The following is an 18,108-nucleotide window of genomic DNA, read 5'->3' as shown; positions in this document are numbered from 1 at the left end:
GCCGGATGCCCTCGGGACGTGCCGGACGATCGCGCAAACCAGCCTATCGTTCAACGAGGGTGGCCCGCAGGCGTTATGGATCAATGGTGTGGGCATCATCGTCCGTGACGCGCGCGGCCGTCGCCGTGGCCGCCCGATCGGAAGGGACGCTTCCATGGGGGAGAAGGTCGTGGCAGACGGGTTCGACCTGTCCGATCGGCAGAGATACCGCAGGAAGCTCCAGCAGTGTCTGGCGGGGCTGGCGAGGCTCCTGGCGGAGAAGAGGTTCGACCGGCCGAGGAATCTGATGGGCCTGGAGATCGAACTCAATCTCGCGGGCGCCGACGGCATGCCGAGGATGGTGAATGGGGCGGTCCTCGAGCGCATCGCCAGCCCGGATTTCCAGACGGAGCTCGGAATGTTCAACCTCGAGGTGAACATCGCTCCGCACCGGCTCGGAGGCCGCGTTTTCGACCGGCTCGCGGAAGAGCTGACGACGGGGCTCGGATATGCCGACCGCAAGGCCCGCGAAGTCGACGCGGGCGTCGTGATGATCGGAATTCTGCCCACGCTGGCCCAGGGCGATCTCGTCTCCGAGAACCTCTCGGCCGTCGACCGCTACACCCTCCTCAACGACCAGATCGTCGCCGCCCGCGGCGAGGACTTCACGCTCGACATACACGGTGTGGAGCGGCTCACCTGCACGTCCACCTCGATCGTGCCGGAGGCGGCCTGCACCTCCGTGCAACTGCACCTCCAGGTCACCCCGGCCCGGTTCGCCGCGGTGTGGAACGCGGCGCAGGCCGTGGCGGCGGTCCAGATCGCCGTCGGCGCCAACTCGCCGTTCCTGTTCGGCCGGGAGCTGTGGCGCGAGTCCAGGCCGCCGCTCTTCACCCAGGCCACGGACACCCGCCCGCCCGAGCTCCAGGCCCAGGGCGTGCGGCCGCGCACCTGGTTCGGGGAGCGGTGGGTGGACTCCGCGTACGACCTCTTCGAGGAGAACCTGCGCTACTTCCCCTCCCTGCTGCCGATCTGCGACGAGGAGGACCCGCTGCTCGTCCTCGACCAGGGCGGGGTGCCGCGGCTGCAGGAGCTCGTCCTGCACAACGGCACGGTCTACCGCTGGAACCGGCCGGTCTACGGCTGGGTCGACGGCGTCCCGCACCTGCGCGTGGAGAACCGGGTGCTGCCGGCTGGGCCGACCGTCACCGACGTCGTCGCCAACGCGGCCTTCTACTACGGTCTGGTGCGGGCGCTTGCCGAGGACACCCGGCCGATCTGGAAGCGGCTGCCCTTCGAGGACGCCGCCGCCAACTTCGACACCGCGTGCCGCCACGGCATCGAGTCGGAGCTGCGCTGGCCCCGGCCCGGGCGCTCGGGCGGGGTGGGGACCGTCCCGGCGGTACGGCTCGTCCTCGACGAGCTGCTGCCGCTGGCCGCGGCCGGGCTCGACGCCTGGCACATCGAGCCGGCCGACCGGGACCTCTACCTCGGGGTGATCGAGGAACGCTGCCGCGGGCGGGTCAACGGGGCCTCCTGGCAGGTCGACACGTTCCACCAGGCGCTGGACTCCGGCCTCGACCGGGAGGCGGCGCTCGCCGCCACGACCCGCAGGTACGCCGAGCTGATGCACGCCGGGGAGCCGGTGCACCGCTGGCCGGTGGGGATCGAGTAGCCACCCGGAATGGCGCGCGCCCCGGGCCGTCACGCATGATCTCCGTACCCGGAACGCGATGGGGAAGTGGAGACAGGTGTGGTGTCGGATCAACGAGTGGTGCCTGGTGCCCTTCCGCCCGACGGGCTGCCGCGCGGGATCCTACGGTCCGAGACACTGATCGTCCTCGCGCTGTCGCTCGGCGCGAGCGCCCTGTCGTCCCTTATCAGCTTCATCGGCTCGGTGACCAAGCCCGGCGGGCTGAAGGAACAGGCGGCGACGCTCAACGGCTCGTTCGCGCCCGGGCGGCCCTGGCTCGATCTGGCCTGGCAGCTCTTCGGCATCGCCACCGCGCTCGTCCCGGTCGTGCTCGTCGCCCACCTGCTGCTGCGCGAGGGCTCGGGGCTGCGGGCCGTCGGCTTCGACCGGACGCGGTCCTGGCCCGACCTCGCCAAGGGGGCACTGGTCGCGGCCGTCATCGGGAGCGCCGGGCTGTTCTTCTACCTGGCGGCGCGGGGAGCCGGATTCAATCTGACCGTGGTGCCCGAGTCGCTGCCCGACGTGTGGTGGAAGTACCCGGTGCTGATCCTTTCGGCGGTACAGAACTCCGTACTGGAGGAGGTCATCGTCGTCGGCTATCTGCTGCGCCGGCTGGGGCAGTTGGGGTGGTCGCCGACGGCGGCGCTGATGGCGAGTTCGGTGCTGCGCGGCTCGTACCACCTCTACCAGGGCGTCGGCGGTTTCGTCGGGAACGTCGTGATGGGCGTCGTGTTCGTGTATCTCTACCGGCGCTGGGGGCGAGTGATGCCACTGGTGGTGGCTCACGCGCTGCTCGACCTCGTGGCCTTCGTCGGGTACGGCCTGCTGGCCGGGCGGGTGGACTGGCTGCCCACCGTGTAGATGCGGGAGGGAACGATGACGGAAGGGGCGTACGGCGATGGCCGTACGCCCCTTCTTCGTGCCCGGGAGTCTTCGTGTCCGGGAGGCGGGTCAGGCGGTCAGCTCGCCGTCGATCACCGTGACCGCGTGGCCGGTCAGCAGGGTGCGGTCGCCGCGCAGCCGGGTGCGGACGATGCCGGTCCGGGCGCCGCCCTGGAATCCGGTGAGGTCGTCGCGGCCGAAGCGGGCGGACCAGAACGGGGCGAGCGCGGTGTGGGCGCTGCCGGTGACCGGGTCCTCGTCGATGCCGACACCGGGGAAGAAGCCTCGGGAGACGAAGTCGTAGCCCCGCTCGGGCTGTTCGGCCGCGGCGGTGACGATGACTCCGCGGTCGGAGAGGCCGACCAGGGCCGCCAGGTCGGGCGTCAGGGCCCGGACCGCGGCCTCGTCGCGCAGCTCGACGACGAGGTCGCCGATGTGGGCGGCGGTGTCGTGGACCGAGACGATCTCGGCACCGAGGGCCTTCTCCAGACCGTCGGGAGCCGCGACCGGGGTCAGCGACGAGGTCGGGAAGTCCATGGTGATCGTGCCGTCCGGCGCCGCCGTGGCGCTGAGGATCCCGCAGCGGGCGGAGAACCGGACGGTCCCGGTCGCGGCGCCCGTGGTGTGCAGCACGTGCGCGGTGGCGAGCGTGGCGTGGCCGCACATGTCGACCTCGGCGGCCGGAGTGAACCAGCGCAGCGCCCAGTCGGCGTCGCCGCCCGGGGGGAGCGGGTGGGCGAAGGCCGTCTCGGAGAGGTTGACCTCGGCGGCCACCTTCTGGAGCCAGTGGTCGTCGGGGAAGGAGTCGAGGAGGAGGACCCCTGCCGGGTTGCCGGAGAAGGGGCGATCGGTGAAGGCGTCGACGATTCGGATCCGCATGGTCGGGACCGTACCGGGGCGGCGGAGCCACAGGCCAAGGCCAATCCGGGACGACTGGACCGGATGGGTGTCGGCAGGTGTTGGCAAAAGAAGCCTTCCGATATATCGTTGAAGCATCGCGACAGTTCAACGATGCAACCCGATGGAAGGAGCGTTGCGATGCGTTCACATGGACACGAACACGGACCCGGACATGGCCGCGGACCCTGCGGACCCGGCCCTCGTGGTGACTTCGAGGGGCGGCGCGCCGCCTTCGGCCCCTTCGGGCCTGGCTTCGGCGGCGGACCGTGGGGCGGAGGCCCCTTCGGAGGCGGCCGTGGTCGCGGAGGCGGCCGGGGGAGGGCGCGGCGCGGCGACGTGCGTGCCTCGATCCTTGCGCTGCTGAAGGACCGGCCGATGCACGGCTACGAGATGATCCAGGAGATCGGCGAGCGCAGCGGCGGGGCGTGGAAGCCCAGCCCCGGCTCGGTCTACCCGACCCTGCAGCTCCTCGAGGACGAGGGCCTGATCACCAGCGTGAGCGAGGGCGGCAAGAAGCTGTTCACGCTCACCGACGCCGGCCGGACCGAGGCCGAGTCGGGGCCGGAGGCCCCCTGGGAGGAGGCCGGGCGCGGTGTCGACTGGGAGGCCGTCAACGAGATCCGGCAGGCCGGCTTCGGTCTGATGGAGGCCTTCGGGCAGGTCTGGAAGACCGGTACGACGGAGCAGCGGCAGAAGGCCGTCGAGGTCATCAACGAAGCCCGCAAGAAGCTGTACCTGATTCTGGCCGACGAGCGCTGAGCGCCCGGACGGCGTGAGGGGCCCCACGGCGCAGTGTGCCGTGGGGCCCCTCACGTATGTCTCAGGTCACGAGGCCGGTGTTTCAGGCCACCAGGCCGGCCAGTTTGCGCAGTGACTCGTTCAGTGCCGCGGTCGCCGAGTCCTTCAGCTTGCCCGCCATCAGCGAGACGGCCGCGCCGGTGAACTCGCCGTCGATGCGCACCGTCGTGGCGTCCCCGTCCGTCGCCAGCGAGTACCGCGTCCCGACGCTGACCCCCATCGGGCCCTTGCCTCGGATGGCCAGCACCCGCGTGGTCTCCAGCTCCTCCACCGTCCAGATCACCTCGGCGGGGAAGCCCATCAGCTTCATGTTCTCCGCGAAGGTGGCCCCCGTCTCCAGGGAGGCCGGGCCGCCGTTCGGGAAGCTGGTGTGGGTGGCGTTCCACTCGCCGTACGAGGAGAAGTCGGTGAGCTGCGCCCAGACCTTCTCGGCCGGCGCCTCGATCCGTGCCTCCGCGCTGACTTCGGCCATGCGACCACCCCTTCACGGGTTCCGTCCGACTCTGGTGTCGCGGAACGTAGCCGGGCGGCCGCGAACATTCAATACTGATGAACCGTCAGTTCCTCGATGTCGCCGATCCACCACATCTGCGCCGCGTCGAACCAGTCCGAGGCCCGCGGTCCGCCGCCCTCGTCGTGGCAGTGGAACGCGGCCCAGAAGAGATCGGCCGGCAGCGCTTCCCGCGGCGCGTACACGCGGTAGACGTACTGCCGCCCGTCGAGTGCGAGGAGGGCGACCATCCAGAACATGTCCAGGAGACGAAGCGGAAGGGCGCCGTGGTTGCATTTGGGGCGCAAAGCAAGGCGGCGCGCGCCCCTCGAACGGGAACGCGCGCAATCTCCTCCGTAAGGAGGAGGGACCGCTCTCCTGTGCCCAACCCCGGTGGGATGCGCACATGCTTCTCGCCGGGGATGTTCCGGCCGCCGGGGCCTGATGAGGTGGGAGGGTGCAAAGTCCTGTCCCTCGCGTGCCGCGGCAGACCGCGGCCCGCCGCCCCGAGATCCAGCTCGGCCGGCTCACCGCCGAACTCGCGACGGTCGTGGCGAGCGCCCGCCGCAGAGCCCTGCGCGACGGCGACCGGCAGATCGACACCGCCCACCTGCTGCACTCCCTCATCGAGTCCGACCCCGAGGTCGGCGCCGCCTTCGGGGGCGGCGCGCCGCAGCTCGCGCGCGTGCTCGGCTATCTCGTCCAGCGCTCGATCGGTTACGGCCTGCGCTGGCGGGGCTCCGTCGAGGACTCCGGCGCCCTGAACGTCGTACGGGAGGGCTCCGGAGCTCTGAACCTTGTGCGGGGCGCGGAGGTCGCGGCGGACGGCTGGTCGCCCACCGCTGCCGCCGCGATGGACGCCGCGTGGGAACGAGCGGCGCTGCGCGGGGATCAGCGCGCCCGTGGCCTCGACCTGCTGGCCGTCATAGCCGCCGACCCGGAGAGCCGGGCCGTCGAGGTGCTGCGCCGGGCAGGGGTCGATCCGCTCGTCCTCGCCGACCGGATCGGGGAGCTGTCTCAACAGGTGTAACGGGGGTTACGCGCCTGACGCCGCCCTGTCATCATGGCCCGATGCACGCGTCTCAGGGGAGAAGCGCCGGCCTGGGACTCGCCCTGGCCTCGGCCTTCGCATTCGGTGGTTCAGGTGTGGCGGCGAAGCCGCTCATCGAGGCGGGACTCGACCCGCTGCATGTGGTGTGGCTACGGGTGGCCGGCGCCGCCCTCGTCATGCTGCCCGTGGCCTGGCGCCACCGGGACCTCCTGCGGCGCAAGCCCGCCCTCCTCGCCGGCTTCGGCCTCCTCGCCGTCGCCGGTGTCCAGGCCTTCTACTTCGCCTCGATCTCCCGGATCCCGGTGGGCGTCGCGCTGCTCATCGAGTACCTCGCCCCCGCCCTCGTCCTCGGCTGGGTCCGCTTCGTCCAGCGCCGGCCCGTCACCCGCGCCGCCGCGCTCGGCGTCGTCCTCGCCGTCGGCGGTCTCGCCTGCGTCGTCCAGGTCTGGTCCGGGCTGAGTTTCGACCTCCTCGGACTGCTGCTCGCGCTCGGCGCCGCCTGCTGCCAGGTCGGCTACTTCGTCCTCTCCGACCAGGGCGGCGACGAGTCCGACCCGGCCGACCCGCTGGGGGTCATCGCCTACGGACTGCTCTTCGGCGCCCTCGTCCTCACCGTCGTCGCCCGGCCGTGGGGGATGGACTGGTCGGTGCTCGCCGGCCGTGCGGACATGAACGGCACCAGCGCCCCCGCCTGGCTGCTCCTCGGCTGGATCGTGCTGATCGCCACCGTCCTCGCGTACGTCACCGGAGTCATCTCGGTGCGCCGTCTGTCGCCGCAGGTGGCCGGTGTATTCGCCTGCCTGGAGGCCGTGATCGCGACCGTTCTGGCCTGGGTGCTCCTCGGCGAGCACCTGGCGGCGCCGCAGATCATCGGCGGTGCGGTGGTGCTCGTGGGCGCGTTCATCGCCCAGTCGTCGACGCCGAAGGCGGCCTCGGCGGAGCCCGTGGCCGGTTCCGGGCAGAGCGGCCGCGAAGCGGAGTTGGCCGCCGGCAGGACCACCCCGTAAGGTGACGATCATGCATTCGACCGTACTTCCGCCTCCTGCCGCCTAGGCGCGGGCGGCACTCTCCCTGACGAAGACCGGGCTCGGGCAGTCCCCGAGCGGTTCGTCGCTGCCCGCGTGCGGAGCCGAGCGACCACAACACCCGTCTTCACACGGAGAAGTACGTGTCGAACACCTCTGTAACTTCTGTTACCTCTGTTTCCTCCTCCGCGTCCGCGGCGGCCATGCCTGGCGTCGGGCGGAGTCTGCTCTATCTGATCGTCGCCGGAATCGCCTGGGGCACCGCCGGTGCCGCGGCCTCGCTGATCTTCCGGGTCAGTGACATGGGCCCGCTGGCGCTGTCCTTCTGGCGCTGCGTCGGCGGCCTGGTCCTGCTGCTCGGGGCGCTGGCCCTGAGGCCCCGCCGCGATTCCGCCGCCGTGGTGGCGGAGCCCCGGCGGCGCCGACTGATCCGCATCCTCGGTACGGGGATCGGGCTGACCGTCTTCCAGAGCGCCTACTTCGCCGCCGTCGAGGCCACCGGGCTCGCCGTCGGCACCGTTGTCACCCTCGGCGCGGGCCCCGTCCTGATCGCGCTCGGCGCACGGCTCACCATGGGCGAGCGACTGGGGCGTGGTGGCGCGGCGACCGTGGCCGGCGCCCTCGCGGGGCTCGGCGGCCTCGTTCTCGGCGGGGACGGCGGCGAGGTGAGGCCGCTCGGCGTGGGCCTCGCGGTGCTGTCGGCGGCCGGGTACGCGGCGATCACCCTGCTCACCCGGCGGCTCGGCCGCGACGGCGGCGGCTCGGACGCGCTGTCGACGACCACGTGGGCCTTCGCGATCGGCGCGGTGGGGCTGCTGCCGATGGCCGGCGCGGAGGGGCTGGTGCCGCACACCGGGCAGGTGGGGGAGGTGCTGGGGCTGCTGGTGTACGTGGCGGCGGTGCCGACGGCGCTCGCCTACGCGCTGTACTTCGCGGGGGCGGCGGTGGTGCGGGCGGCGACGGTGTCGGTGATCATGCTGCTGGAGCCGGTGAGCGCGGCGCTCATTGCCGTGACGGTGTTGGGGGAGTCGTTGACCGCCGCGACGGTGGCGGGCACGTTGTTGTTGCTCACGGCGGTGACGGGGCTCGCGCTTGCGGAGGCGCGGGCGGCGACGGCGCGGCGGCGGGGGGTGGCGGCTTAGGCCCGTGGGTGGCCGGGGGACGGGGCCGGGTGCGGCCCGGTGGTGGGTTGTGCCCACCCGTTCCGCCCCAGCGGAACGAATGCCCACAACCCCCCGGCGGCACCGAACGCCCACAACCCCCCGGCGGGCGCCGAATGCCCACAACCCCTACGTGCGGCGGCGGAGTTGGTGGGCTGCTGCCTCCGTGTCGCCTCGGGTCGACCTTGTGGTCAGGCCCTTCACTATGCGGTTCTGGACCGGTTCCGGTTTGTGGTTCGCGTACTTGAATTTGGCGCGGACGTCGGTCACGTCGAGGCGCAGGACCCGTATGCCCGACAGGAGCCTGCCGAACGGGGCCTCGCCGACCGCGACCGGGGCGGTGCCGCCGTCCGGCTGGAAGTGGGCGACCTGGCGGTTGAGGAGCCGGGCCTTCTCCGCCGGGTCGTCGACCACGTGGGCCGTGCAGCGCAGCTGGACGGCGGCGTAGAAGGACGTGGGGGTCCCGTGCTCGGGCGGGGCTCCCTCGGGGGCCGCCCACGGGCCCGGGATGAAGGCGTAGTCGTCGACCACGCTCAGCAGGACCGTCGGGTTCTCCTCCAGCGCCCGCCACAGCGGGTTGGGGCGCGCGAGGTGGGCCAGCACCTGCCCGTAGGGGCCGGGCTCGGAGTCGTACCGGAAGTGCATCGGCTGCACCCACGGCGGTTCGCCGGCCAGTCCGTTGACGGCGAGTTGGCCGAAGTCGTGGCGGCTCAGCCAGTCGCGCCACTCGGTGGAGTCCTTGGCGGCGTCCCAGGGATGGATCAGCATGGCGCGGCCCTCAGACGGTGGTGGTGAGGTAGGCGGGCAGGGCGATGGACGCGTCGAGGTCCTCCGCCGGGACCGGGGTGCCGTGGGTCCTGCGTACGGGGACCACACCCGACCAGTGGGGGAGCGCCGCGTCCTCCGGCTCGTCGTTCGGGCCGCCCGTGCGGACTTTGGCGGAGACCTCGTCCAGGTCGAGGCGGAGGACCGCGGTCGCCGCCAGCTCCTTCGCGTTCGCCCGGCGGGAGTCGTCGGCGCGGCCGGGGACGACGTGGTCGACCAGGGCGTCGAGGGCGGTGCGCAGCTCCTCCGGGTCGGTGACCTGGTGGGCCGTGCCGTGCACCACGACCGAGCGGTAGTTGATCGAGTGGTGGAACGCGGACTTGGCCAGGACCAGGCCGTCGACATGGGTCACCGTCAGACAGACAGGCAGCCCGGGAGCCTCGGCGCCCGTTCCGGCCATGCGCAGCGGTCGCGAGCCGGTGGAGCCGTGGACGTAGAGACGGTCGCCGATCCGGCCGTAGAGGGTCGGCAGCACGACGGGCGCGCCGTCGCGGACGAAGCCGAGGTGGCAGACGTACGCCTCGTCGAGTATCGAGTGCACCAACGCGCGGTCGTACGAGGCGCGGTGGCGGGAGCGGGTCGGGATGGTCCGCTCGGTCGGCTCGTAGGTGTCCGTCGTCATTGCGCTCTCCATTGCACTAGTGCATAATGTGGTTTGTGCTAGGAGAGTATAGGATCGAAGGCCGTCGTGCATCGGAGATTGCCGCCAGCGTCGAGCGGGGGGTCGCTGCGGGTGCGCTGGAGCCTGGGCAACTGCTGCCGCCCATGCGGGAGTTGGCGCTCACGCTCGGGGTGAACCCGAACACGGTCGCTGCCGCGTACCGGACCCTGCGGGAGCGCGGGGTCATCGAGACCGACGGGCGACGCGGCAGCCGGGTGAGGCCGAGGCCCGCGACGACGGCCCGCGGATCGATCCGGGTGGAGGCTCCGGCCGGGGTACGGGACGTCAGCAACGGCAACCCCGACCCGGACCTGCTGCCTCCGCTCGGTGCGGCGCTGGCCGAGGCCGCGCGGCGCGAGGCCGAGCGGCCCGGGATGTACGGGGAGGCCCCCGTCGACGCGGAGTTCGCCCGGCTCGCCCGCGCCGCGCTGGACGCGGACGGGGTGCCCGAGGGGCCGATCGCCGTCACCTCGGGGTCGCTGGACGCGATCGAGCGGGTTCTCGCGGTCCACCTGAGGGCCGGTGACGCGGTGGCCGTCGAGGACCCCGGGTGGGGGAGCCTGCTCGACCTCGTACCGGCGCTCGGGCTGCGGCCGGTGCCGATCGCGGTCGACGACGAGGGGCCGTCGCCGGCGGCGGTCGCGGGCGCGTTGCGGGACGGTGCGCGGGCCGTGATCGTCACCGATCGCGCGCAGAACCCGACCGGCGCGGCCGTCGGCGCGGAGCGTGCCGCCGCCCTGCGCCGCGTCCTGGCGGACCACCGGGACGTGCTGCTCATCGAGGACGACCACGGTCACGGCATCGTCGACCTGCCGCTGTTCCCGCTGGCCGGGGTGACCCGCCACTGGGCCTTCGTACGGTCGGTCGCGAAGGCGTACGGGCCGGATCTGCGCATCGCGTCGCTGACCGGCGACGCCGAGACCGTCGACCGCGTCCTCGGGCGCCAGCGGCTCGGCCCCGGCTGGGTCAGCAGACTCCTCCAGCGCGCGGTCGCGCACCTGTGGGCGACGGGGGCCGTGGACGCGTCGGCCGTCGCCGGCGCATACGCGGAGCGGCGTGACGGGCTCGTCCGGGCCCTGGAGCGGCGCGGCGTCGAGGCGCACGGGCGGAGCGGGATGAACGTGTGGGTGCCCGTCTCCGACGAGACGGGCGCGGTGACCCGGCTGCTGGGCGCGGGCTGGGCAGTGGCCCCCGGCGCCCGCTTCCGCATGGACGCCGGGCCGGCCGTCCGGATCACCGTCTCCGGCCTGGGCGTCAGGGACATCGAAACCCTTGCCGACGCGGTCGCGAGCGCGGCGGGACCGCCACCGGCGAGAAGCTACGGCTGACGGGCGTTCGGCCCTCGGCGGAGGAGGGGGCCTCCCTCTTGTAGGAGGAGGCTCCCGCCCTCCGACGCCGGATGTCGACGCCGACGTCCGGCGCCGATGCTCCGGCTCCCGCCGCCGCGGCGGCCGGGGCTCCGGCTGCCGCAGCCGTCCCGGCCATCCCGGCCGACGGTGCCACCGGTCCGGCCAGTGGCGGCGCAGAGGTCGAGCGGTGCCGTACGTGCGCCCCCTGCCGGGTGGTGGACGGGGGCTCCGGCGCGGGCCCGCCGTTCCTACCGGCGTCCTGCCGGGTGGTGGGCCCGCTGAGGGCGTCGCGCCGGGGATGCCTGACGGGCTCCGGCGCTGGCCGGCCGCTCCCTACGGGCGTCCTGCCGGGTGGTGGCCCGGCGAGGGCGTCGGGGAAGCCGGAGAGGCGGTTGCGTGGATCGTTGCCTTCGGCTGTCTCGCCGGGCCTCGGCGCTGGGTCAGTGCCGCGCCCGCGAGGACGATGACGGCGCCGACCGGGGTGTTCCAGGCGAGCTGCTCGTTCAGGACGGCGACGCCCGCGGCCGTGGCGATCACCGGGATGAAGTACGTGACCATCGCCGCCGTCGTCGGGCCGACCTCCGCCACGACGCCGTACTGCAGTAGCATCGCGTACCCCGTGCCCAGCGCTCCCAGCGCGATGACGGCGAGCAGCGGGACGACCTCGATCGACGACGGGAGCGAGGTGAACAGGGGCGTCACCACGGCCAGTTGCAGCGTCGCGAGGCCGACCTGGGAGCCGGCGAGCGAGAGGTTCGACGCGCCGGTGCCGGTCAGCGTGCGGCGGACGTAGATCCAGCCGACCGCGTAGCTGAAGGAGGCGAGCAGGGCCATCGCCGTGCCGGTGACGTCGAGCCCGGAGAAGCCCTGCCAGGCGCCGAGCACGGTCAGGACCCCGATGAAGCCGATGCCCAGTCCCGCCGCGCGCACCCGCGTCGGCCGGTCCTCGGAGAGCGCGACCAGGGAGAGGACCATGCCCCACAGGGGCGTCGTGGCGTTGCAGATGCCCGCGAGCGTCGAGGGGATGGTGAGCTCGGCGTACGAGAAGAGCGAGAACGGCAGCGCGTTCAGCAGGAACGCCGCCACCGTCAGATGCAGCCACGTCCGGCGGCCGCGCGGCAGCCGCTCCCGCTTGACCAGCATGGCGACGGCCAGCACCGCCGTACCGAACAGGAGCCGGCCGAAGGTCACCTGGAACGGCGCGAACCCTTCCGTGCCGACCTTGATGAAGAGGAAGCTGAAGCCCCAGATCAGGGCCAGTACGCCGAAGCGGACCCGCCAGTCGACCAGGCGTGGGCGGCGGGCGGCGGGAGGGGTCGCGGAGCTCATGCCCTTCAGAGTGGCCCCTCTCATCTCGTAGAACAAGCGAGATTAAATGAATCGCTTCCCTTAGTATTGCTTACATGTTGAACCTCGAGCGCTTGCGGACCCTGGACGCCGTCGCACGGCACGGATCGGTCAGCGGGGCGGCCGACGGCCTGCACGTCACCACCTCGGCCGTCTCGCAGCAGCTGTCCAAGCTGGAGCGGGAGATCGGCCAGCAGCTGCTGGCCAAGAACGGCCGCGGCGTGCGGCTCACCGACGCCGGTCTGCTGCTCGCCCAGCACGCGGCCCGCATCCTGTCGCAGGTCGAGCTCGCCCAGGCCGACATCGAGGCGCAGCGCGGTCAGGTGGTCGGCGAGGTGCGGATCGCGGCCTTCCCGACGGCGGCGCGCGGCCTGCTGCCCAGCGCGCTGGCCGCGCTCCGCACCGCCCACCCCGACCTCCGCGTGAAGACCACCGAGATGGAGCCGGAGCAAGGCATCCGCGAGGTGATGCGGGGCGATGCCGACCTCGCGATCGTCCTGGACTGGAGCAACAAGCGCGCTCCGGTCCCGGGCGGACTCGAGCGGGCCCACCTCCTGGACGATGCCGCGGACGTGGCGATGCCCGCCGGGCATCGGCTGGCCGCGCGGGACGAGGTGGACCTGGTCGACTTCGGCGACGAGGAATGGGTCTCCTGGCCCGAGGGCGAGTTCTGCCACGACTGGCTCATGTTCACCCTGCGGTCCCAGGGCATGGAGCCGCGCATCGCCCATTTCGCCGCGGAGCACCACACCCAGCTCGCGCTGATCGCCGCGGGGTTCGGCGTGTGCGTGACGCCACGGCTCGGGCGTGGACCGACGCCCGAGGGGATCGCGTTCGTGCCGGTACGGCAGGGGATGCGCCGGCACATCTACGCGACCTGGCGCACCGACGCCGATCGGCGGCCGTCGATCCGCGCGGCGGTCGAGGCGCTGTGCGAAGTGGGGGCGCCGCTGAGCATCTGACGGCTCAGAGGCCCGCCAGCTTGCGGAAGTCCCAGGACGCGACGGCGTCCGGGGTCAGCTTCAGCCAGGCGTGCCGGCCGTCGTGCGGCATCGTGTCCATGCCGAAGTTCTTGGCCGCGAAGAGCCGTTCCGGTACGTCGAGTTCGGGGCACGGCTCGCCCGTGCGCGGGGCCTCGCCGACGAAGACGGCCGTGCCCGACAGCTCGGCGCCGCGCAACTCTCCGTACTCCTCGCCGTCGTCGACGACCACCGCGATGCGCGGGTCGGCGCGCAACTGCGCCCAACGGCGGCTCCGGGTGATCGAGTAGAGCCAGAGCGAGGTGCCGTCCCAGGCGAACCAGAGAGCGCCGACATGCGGGCGGCCGTCGGCGGAGACGGTCGCGACCCGGCAGGTGCGCTGCTCGGTGAGGAAGGTGTCCAGCTCGGCCGGGGTCATCATGATCCGGCGTCCACGACGCTGTGCGACGGCCATCGTCCGCCCCCTTCTTGAAGTCTGATGAAGTGTCAGAAGTCGAGTGTGTCTGAATCATGGGGGCTCTTCCCTCCTGGGGCAAGGGTGGCTAGCCTCGCCCGCCCGGAGTGCGACGCAGGGGCAGGGGAGATCATGACGAGCGCGACGCGGTGGGCACAGCTCCAGGAGCAGCTCGAACCGTCCGGAACGGTGCTGCTCACCGTCGAATGCCAGGAGGGCGTCGTCGGCAGGAACAGCGCCCTGCCCGAACTCGCCACGGCCGCCCGCTCGTCGGGCGCGCTGACGAACATCGCCCGGCTGGTCGCGGCCGCGCACGAGGCCGATGTGCAGGTGCTGCACGCCGTCGCCGAACGCCGACCGGACGGGCGCGGCGCCAACAGCAACGCCCGGCTCTTCCGGGCCGCCGCCCGGCTTCCCGTACAACAGCACAGCGGCAGCACGGCGGTACGGATCGCCGAACCCATCGAGGTCGCCGACCAGGACCTGGTCGTACGACGGCTGCACGGGCTCTCGCCCCTCGCCGGGACCGACGTCGACCCGCTCCTGCGCAACCTGGGCTGCCGCACCCTCGTGGTCACCGGCGTCTCGGCCAACGTGGCGATCCCCAACGCCGTCTTCGACGCCGTCAACCTCGGGTACACCGTCGTCGTGCCCGGAGACGCCATCGCGGGGGTGCCGGCCGACTACACCCCCGCGATGATCCGTCACACCCTCGCGCTCGTCTCCACCGTCGCCACCACCGAGGACGTGCTGCGCTGCTGGAAGAGCACGCGGCGCGGCGCGCGGGGCGTCACGCGAGCGTGATCGAGAGGCGTCACGCGAGTGTGATCGAGTCCCCGTCCACCTTGATCGGGGTCGGCGGCAGCGGGGCGGTGGCCGGGCCGCCCTTCACGCTGCCGTCCGACACGTCGAACTTGCTCTGGTGACACGGGCAGGTGATGACGCCGTCGGCCACCCCGCTGACCGCGCAGCCCTGGTGGGTGCACTTGGACGAGAACGCCTTGAACTCGCCGGCCGTCGGCTGGGTGATCACCACCCCCTGACCGTCGAGGACCTTGCCGCCGCCCACCGGAATGTCCGCCGTCTTCGCGAGCGGCGCTCCCGGCTCCTTCGGTGCGTCGCCCGCGCCGCCACCACTGCCACCGCTACCGCCCGCCTTTCCGTCCGTGTCGGCGCCGCAGGCGGCGAGCGCCGCCACCAGACCCGCGCCACCCGCCGCCGAGACCACCGTCCGACGTGCTACTCCACTCATCGCGCTCCCCTTGCGTTCCGGTCACATCGCCTCGATCACCTTGTAGGAGTGAGTACGAGCGAAGAAGGTGAAAAGTTCAACGCGCCACGACGCCGCTCTCAGCGACTTCGAGGCTTTGAGACTTTGAGGCTTGAGGCTTGAAACTTTGAGGCATTGAGCGCTGCCAGGACCTCGCCCGCGAGCGCGACCGGATCGCCGGCCGGTGTCGTCGGGTAAGCCGCGCGACCCCACGCCCAGGCGTCGTCCACGGCGAACCAGTCCACGGCGACCGGAGCCGTACCGTTCACCAGGGCGTGGTCGAGACCGGCGAAGTACGTAGCCCAGCGCGGGGCGTACAGATCCTGGACCAGCCCGGACCACTCACGGTTGGCGTAGTCGCGCAGGCCGCCCTCACTCGGCCCGCGGTCGCCCCAGGTCGTCAGGATCGAGCGGGCGTCGTACTCCAGCAGGTCGCGCTCGGCGGGGTCCGCTCCCCAGGACCGGGCGGCGGCGAGCCACGGCCCGAGCAGGAACCGCGGATCGGAGCCGACCAGCCGGCCGAGCAGCTCCTCGTCGGCGTTCCACTCGCTCACCAGCGCCCGGAAGGCCGCGAGATCCTTCGTCTCGTACGCCGTCCTGATCCTCGGGAGGAGCACGCGGCTGCGGTTGCTGAGCGCCTGGCGGGCCACGTCCACGAGGTCGTAACGGTACGCGTCCGAGGTCCGCAGCTCCGGGGCCACCTGGAGCAGTTCCGCCAGCGCCCGTTCCACCCTCGACGCGTCGTAGCGCATCGCGGTCGGACTCCACCGGCCGGCGCGGACCGCCGTCAGGCTCGGCCGCGCGGTGAACAGGCTGTCCTGCGGCTCGCTCCAGTTCCCCGGCGGAGTGCTGTACGGGCCGAGGCGCAACTGCTCCCACGCGGCGGTCGCGTGCGGGTCCTCGCCGCCGTAGCGGCGGGACGCGTACGCCGTGAACCAGGCCGCCTGGTCGATCGGGCCCGGCTGCCAGGCGAGCTCGGTGAACAGGTCGAACGCCGCAGGATTCCCGCCCGTGGCCTCCGGCAGGTAGGCGATGCCGTGCAGCGCGCTGCCGGGCTTGACCAGCCACGCGTGGAAGCGGCTCACCCACGCGCCGGTGTTGGCGCCCATGCCGGTGTGGCCGCCGAAGTTGGGGATCGAGCCGAAGGCGTAGGGCGTCCCGCCCCATTGGGTCTCACGGTCCAGGTTGTCGTACCGGTCGGAGAGACCGTCGACGATGAGCACGCGGCCGCGGTCCACGCCGTCGAGGACGGTCGCGGTCGGATTGCGCTGCCAACCGAGCATGACCCAGGTGGCGCCGGGGTGCGCGGTGTCCAGGGCCCGCTGGACGGCCCTCGCAGCGCCGGTGACGTCGACGGAGCCCGGGCTGCCGCCCTCGTGCAGGAGGTCCATCTTGAACATGTCGCTGACGCCGAAGGCCTGTTCCTGGACGTTGTAGTACGTGGCGGCCAGCCGGTCGAAGACCGGTCCTGTCGGATCCAGCCAGTCGGGGCGCTCGAACCCTACCCACCTGCCTTGCGGCACCGTGATCGCACCCGGGTTGCGGCCCGCGAAGCCCGGCGGCACCGTGCCGAAGAAGCCCGGCAGGACGGGGGCCATCCCCAGCGCGCGCAGCCGGTCGGCGATCCGCCGTCCCAGCGCCGCGCGGGCCTCGATCAGCTGCCGCGAGACCGGGCCGGCGAACCCCGACAGATTCTGCAGCAGCCACCAGCCCTGATGCGCGGGGGCGGGGATCCACGCGCGCAACTCGGCCTCGTCGTAACCGAAGTGCTGGAGCGCCTGGTAGTAGGTGTACTCGGCGCCGGTCGGGACGAAGACCTCGTTCACGCCGTGCAGCGCCAGCAGATCGATGTCGCGCTGGTACGAGGCGAAGTCGCGGTACGGGCCGGAGTAGCCCTCGTCGGTGTCGTTGAGGGCGTAGCGGTGGGGCACGCTCGCCGAGCGCGTGACCTCGCCGCCGACCGCGGGGAGCGCGGCGGGCAGTCGGCCGAGGCTGTCGCCGGGCCAGCCGATGTCGACACCGGCGACGTGCTCCAGATACCAGCCGACGCCGGTGAGCAGTGTGGCCGGGGAGGTGGCGCGCACGCGGATGGCTCCCGGCCCGCCGGAGAGGGAGAAGTAGTCGCCGGAGGCGGGTCGCGGGACCGGGACCAGGATGAACTGCGAGGCCCTGGAGGCCAGCAGCCGCCGCAGGCTCGCCTGGGCGGGCGCGGGGTTGAAGGGGGCGGGGGCCGGGGTGGAGGCGGGGTGCGGCTTGAAGGATGCCGCGTCGGTGGCGGGCTCGGCGGCGCGGACGAGGGTGTGCGAGGCGGCGACGCTCGGCCGGGCCGAGACGACGGGGCCCGGGAGCAACAGTGCGCCGGTCGCGGTCAACGCCACGGCGGCCAGGGTTGAACGGCGTACAAGAACCAGGCGAATGCCCATCTGGCTCCCTGCTCGAAGGGGACGAGGAATGGTCCGCCTACTGTCCGACGAGGGGTGTCACCAGGAGCGCAGGCCGAGCCGGGGACCGGGCGACGCTCATCCTTGCGGGTGCACGCGGCCCGCCTCAGGGCCTGTCGGCGCGCGTCTTGCCCAAAGGATGCGGGGGCTGGGGATGTTCCGAACCCGACTTCCTGGCCCCGGCGGGCGCGTTCTTCTCTGCCTTGTCCTTGTCCTTGTCCTTGTGCTTCGTCTTCTCGGGGTCCGTGGGCGGAGACGGTACGGGCCGCCTCCCGGGAGGCGCCGACGCGTCTCTCGTGGAGCCGTCCTCCGGAGTGGGCGTCGCCGTATCGGGGGCGGGGGTGGGGGAGTCCGGGAGGGCGCTCGGCAGGTCTGTGGCGGCGATGGCGACGCCGCCCAGGGCCACGCTCGCGAGGACTGCGGCGACCGTCGCCTTCAGGGACCGCCTGGGGCGTCGCCGCTGAGTGGAGGGAGTCCAGTCGTCGCGGGGGCGTGTGGGCCGTGACGTGTGCAGGCCGGCGTCGCGTGCGGTGCGGAACGCGGCCAGGGCGCGGGCTTCGGCCTCCCGGCCGGCGGGGTCCGTGGTGTCCGGGCTCGCGAGCAGGGCGGCGCGCAGAGACTCCTCCACGGCCGTGTCGCTGTGGTCATCGGTCATCCCTGCACCTCCCTTTCTCCTTCAGTTCTTTCGCGAGTCGCTTCAGTCCTCTATGTGCGGCGGACCGTACCGCACCGGGGCGTTTGCCCAGGACCCGGGCGGCGCTGGGCCCGTCGAGGCCGACGACGATCCGCAGGAGCACGGCTTC

Annotated in this window: 20 protein-coding genes; 9 read left to right on the top strand and 11 right to left on the bottom strand. The window is 72.4% G+C overall.

Annotated features, from left to right (window positions below):
* Positions 1–154: 154 nt before the first annotated feature.
* Both ACZ4VI_RS33850 and ACZ4VI_RS33845 read left to right on the top strand, forming a co-directional pair.
* Positions 155–1,654, top strand: coding sequence for a glutamate-cysteine ligase family protein (locus ACZ4VI_RS33850; RefSeq protein WP_468005615.1), 1,500 nt, complete (start codon positions 155–157; stop codon positions 1,652–1,654).
* Between the two features lie 99 nt (positions 1,655–1,753).
* Positions 1,754–2,533, top strand: a complete 780-nt coding sequence (locus ACZ4VI_RS33845) for a CPBP family intramembrane glutamic endopeptidase (protein WP_468005614.1) — start codon at positions 1,754–1,756, stop codon at positions 2,531–2,533.
* A gap of 90 nt (positions 2,534–2,623) precedes the next feature.
* Here ACZ4VI_RS33845 and ACZ4VI_RS33840 read toward each other — a convergent pair whose 3' ends face one another.
* The gene (locus ACZ4VI_RS33840; protein WP_468005612.1) at positions 2,624–3,433 is read right to left on the bottom strand and encodes a PhzF family phenazine biosynthesis protein; all 810 of its coding nucleotides are present in this window, start codon (positions 3,431–3,433) and stop codon (positions 2,624–2,626) included.
* Between the two features lie 159 nt (positions 3,434–3,592).
* On the opposite strand from ACZ4VI_RS33840, the gene ACZ4VI_RS33835 reads away from it, so the two are divergent.
* Positions 3,593–4,213 carry a PadR family transcriptional regulator gene (locus ACZ4VI_RS33835; protein ID WP_468005610.1) on the top strand — a complete coding sequence of 207 codons (621 nt, stop codon included), beginning with the start codon at positions 3,593–3,595 and terminating at the stop codon, positions 4,211–4,213.
* Between the two features lie 82 nt (positions 4,214–4,295).
* Here ACZ4VI_RS33835 and ACZ4VI_RS33830 read toward each other — a convergent pair whose 3' ends face one another.
* Both ACZ4VI_RS33830 and ACZ4VI_RS33825 read right to left on the bottom strand, forming a co-directional pair.
* Positions 4,296–4,724, bottom strand: coding sequence for a type II toxin-antitoxin system Rv0910 family toxin (locus tag ACZ4VI_RS33830; RefSeq protein WP_468005609.1), 429 nt, complete (start codon positions 4,722–4,724; stop codon positions 4,296–4,298).
* Between the two features lie 68 nt (positions 4,725–4,792).
* Positions 4,793–5,002 (bottom strand): hypothetical protein, encoded by a 210-nt coding sequence (locus ACZ4VI_RS33825; protein ID WP_137990642.1) that lies wholly within the window; start codon positions 5,000–5,002, stop codon positions 4,793–4,795.
* 197 nt (positions 5,003–5,199) lie between these two features.
* Here ACZ4VI_RS33825 and ACZ4VI_RS33820 point away from each other — a divergent pair, with 197 nt between their 5' ends.
* The 3 genes from ACZ4VI_RS33820 to ACZ4VI_RS33810 all read left to right on the top strand — a co-directional run bounded on the left by ACZ4VI_RS33820 (position 5,200) and on the right by ACZ4VI_RS33810 (position 7,960).
* Positions 5,200–5,772, top strand: a complete 573-nt coding sequence (locus ACZ4VI_RS33820) for a peptidase (protein ID WP_468005606.1) — start codon at positions 5,200–5,202, stop codon at positions 5,770–5,772.
* A gap of 41 nt (positions 5,773–5,813) precedes the next feature.
* The gene (locus tag ACZ4VI_RS33815; RefSeq protein WP_468005604.1) at positions 5,814–6,800 is read left to right on the top strand and encodes an EamA family transporter; all 987 of its coding nucleotides are present in this window, start codon (positions 5,814–5,816) and stop codon (positions 6,798–6,800) included.
* 221 nt (positions 6,801–7,021) lie between these two features.
* Positions 7,022–7,960, top strand: a complete 939-nt coding sequence (locus ACZ4VI_RS33810; protein WP_468005603.1) for a DMT family transporter — start codon at positions 7,022–7,024, stop codon at positions 7,958–7,960.
* A 147-nt stretch (positions 7,961–8,107) separates the two neighbouring features.
* Here the strand turns inward: ACZ4VI_RS33810 and ACZ4VI_RS33805 are convergent, their stop codons facing one another.
* Entirely contained in the window at positions 8,108–8,746 is a 639-nt protein-coding gene (locus ACZ4VI_RS33805; RefSeq protein ID WP_468005601.1) for an FMN-binding negative transcriptional regulator, read from the bottom strand.
* A gap of 10 nt (positions 8,747–8,756) precedes the next feature.
* Positions 8,757–9,425, bottom strand: a complete 669-nt coding sequence (locus ACZ4VI_RS33800) for a pyridoxamine 5'-phosphate oxidase family protein (protein WP_468005599.1) — start codon at positions 9,423–9,425, stop codon at positions 8,757–8,759.
* Positions 9,426–9,460: 35 nt separating this feature from the next.
* Here ACZ4VI_RS33800 and ACZ4VI_RS33795 point away from each other — a divergent pair, with 35 nt between their 5' ends.
* Positions 9,461–10,792, top strand: a complete 1,332-nt coding sequence (locus ACZ4VI_RS33795) for an aminotransferase class I/II-fold pyridoxal phosphate-dependent enzyme (protein ID WP_468005597.1) — start codon at positions 9,461–9,463, stop codon at positions 10,790–10,792.
* A 354-nt stretch (positions 10,793–11,146) separates the two neighbouring features.
* On the opposite strand, the gene ACZ4VI_RS33790 is transcribed toward ACZ4VI_RS33795, so the two are convergent.
* Positions 11,147–12,142: a DMT family transporter gene (locus ACZ4VI_RS33790; protein ID WP_468005595.1), complete on the bottom strand. Its 996-nt coding sequence runs from the start codon at positions 12,140–12,142 to the stop codon at positions 11,147–11,149.
* Positions 12,143–12,216: 74 nt separating this feature from the next.
* Here ACZ4VI_RS33790 and ACZ4VI_RS33785 point away from each other — a divergent pair, with 74 nt between their 5' ends.
* Positions 12,217–13,122 (top strand): LysR family transcriptional regulator, encoded by a 906-nt coding sequence (locus tag ACZ4VI_RS33785; protein ID WP_468005593.1) that lies wholly within the window; start codon positions 12,217–12,219, stop codon positions 13,120–13,122.
* A 4-nt stretch (positions 13,123–13,126) separates the two neighbouring features.
* On the opposite strand, the gene ACZ4VI_RS33780 is transcribed toward ACZ4VI_RS33785, so the two are convergent.
* On the bottom strand, positions 13,127–13,594 hold the full coding sequence (locus ACZ4VI_RS33780; RefSeq protein WP_468005592.1) for a pyridoxamine 5'-phosphate oxidase family protein: 468 nt from the start codon (positions 13,592–13,594) through the stop codon (positions 13,127–13,129).
* A gap of 132 nt (positions 13,595–13,726) precedes the next feature.
* Between ACZ4VI_RS33780 and ACZ4VI_RS33775 the strand changes: the two genes are divergently transcribed.
* The gene (locus ACZ4VI_RS33775; RefSeq protein ID WP_468005590.1) at positions 13,727–14,398 is read left to right on the top strand and encodes a cysteine hydrolase family protein; all 672 of its coding nucleotides are present in this window, start codon (positions 13,727–13,729) and stop codon (positions 14,396–14,398) included.
* Between the two features lie 10 nt (positions 14,399–14,408).
* On the opposite strand, the gene ACZ4VI_RS33770 is transcribed toward ACZ4VI_RS33775, so the two are convergent.
* From ACZ4VI_RS33770 to ACZ4VI_RS33755, 4 genes are all read right to left on the bottom strand, one after another.
* On the bottom strand, positions 14,409–14,846 hold the full coding sequence (locus ACZ4VI_RS33770) for a Rieske (2Fe-2S) protein (RefSeq protein ID WP_468005589.1): 438 nt from the start codon (positions 14,844–14,846) through the stop codon (positions 14,409–14,411).
* A 98-nt stretch (positions 14,847–14,944) separates the two neighbouring features.
* Positions 14,945–17,287, bottom strand: coding sequence for an alpha-N-acetylglucosaminidase (locus ACZ4VI_RS33765; RefSeq protein WP_468005587.1), 2,343 nt, complete (start codon positions 17,285–17,287; stop codon positions 14,945–14,947).
* A gap of 124 nt (positions 17,288–17,411) precedes the next feature.
* Complete coding sequence (locus ACZ4VI_RS33760; RefSeq protein ID WP_468005586.1) at positions 17,412–17,960, bottom strand: hypothetical protein; 549 nt, start codon at positions 17,958–17,960, stop codon at positions 17,412–17,414.
* Positions 17,950–18,108: sigma factor-like helix-turn-helix DNA-binding protein (locus ACZ4VI_RS33755; RefSeq protein WP_468000766.1), on the bottom strand; the 159-nt coding region annotated here is incomplete at its 5' end. The genes ACZ4VI_RS33755 and ACZ4VI_RS33760, both read right to left, overlap by 11 nt.

The organism is Streptomyces sp. NPDC029169, assembly GCF_055563935.1.
Note: the sequence above shows the minus strand (reverse complement) of the source record. Positions and strands in the feature narration are given on the sequence as shown.

Coding starts and splice junctions, on each gene's coding strand:
- ACZ4VI_RS33790 (WP_468005595.1), bottom strand. CDS start 12,142: ATGAGCTCCGCGACCCCTCCCGCCGCCCGCCGCCCACGCCTGGTCGAC.
- ACZ4VI_RS33765 (WP_468005587.1), bottom strand. CDS start 17,287: ATGGGCATTCGCCTGGTTCTTGTACGCCGTTCAACCCTGGCCGCCGTG.
- ACZ4VI_RS33775 (WP_468005590.1), top strand. CDS start 13,727: ATGACGAGCGCGACGCGGTGGGCACAGCTCCAGGAGCAGCTCGAACCG.
- ACZ4VI_RS33805 (WP_468005601.1), bottom strand. CDS start 8,746: ATGCTGATCCATCCCTGGGACGCCGCCAAGGACTCCACCGAGTGGCGC.
- ACZ4VI_RS33810 (WP_468005603.1), top strand. CDS start 7,022: ATGCCTGGCGTCGGGCGGAGTCTGCTCTATCTGATCGTCGCCGGAATC.
- ACZ4VI_RS33800 (WP_468005599.1), bottom strand. CDS start 9,425: ATGACGACGGACACCTACGAGCCGACCGAGCGGACCATCCCGACCCGC.
- ACZ4VI_RS33760 (WP_468005586.1), bottom strand. CDS start 17,960: ATGACCGATGACCACAGCGACACGGCCGTGGAGGAGTCTCTGCGCGCC.
- ACZ4VI_RS33850 (WP_468005615.1), top strand. CDS start 155: ATGGGGGAGAAGGTCGTGGCAGACGGGTTCGACCTGTCCGATCGGCAG.
- ACZ4VI_RS33830 (WP_468005609.1), bottom strand. CDS start 4,724: ATGGCCGAAGTCAGCGCGGAGGCACGGATCGAGGCGCCGGCCGAGAAG.
- ACZ4VI_RS33835 (WP_468005610.1), top strand. CDS start 3,593: ATGCGTTCACATGGACACGAACACGGACCCGGACATGGCCGCGGACCC.
- ACZ4VI_RS33825 (WP_137990642.1), bottom strand. CDS start 5,002: ATGTTCTGGATGGTCGCCCTCCTCGCACTCGACGGGCGGCAGTACGTC.
- ACZ4VI_RS33815 (WP_468005604.1), top strand. CDS start 5,814: ATGCACGCGTCTCAGGGGAGAAGCGCCGGCCTGGGACTCGCCCTGGCC.
- ACZ4VI_RS33770 (WP_468005589.1), bottom strand. CDS start 14,846: ATGAGTGGAGTAGCACGTCGGACGGTGGTCTCGGCGGCGGGTGGCGCG.
- ACZ4VI_RS33840 (WP_468005612.1), bottom strand. CDS start 3,433: ATGCGGATCCGAATCGTCGACGCCTTCACCGATCGCCCCTTCTCCGGC.
- ACZ4VI_RS33780 (WP_468005592.1), bottom strand. CDS start 13,594: ATGGCCGTCGCACAGCGTCGTGGACGCCGGATCATGATGACCCCGGCC.
- ACZ4VI_RS33785 (WP_468005593.1), top strand. CDS start 12,217: ATGTTGAACCTCGAGCGCTTGCGGACCCTGGACGCCGTCGCACGGCAC.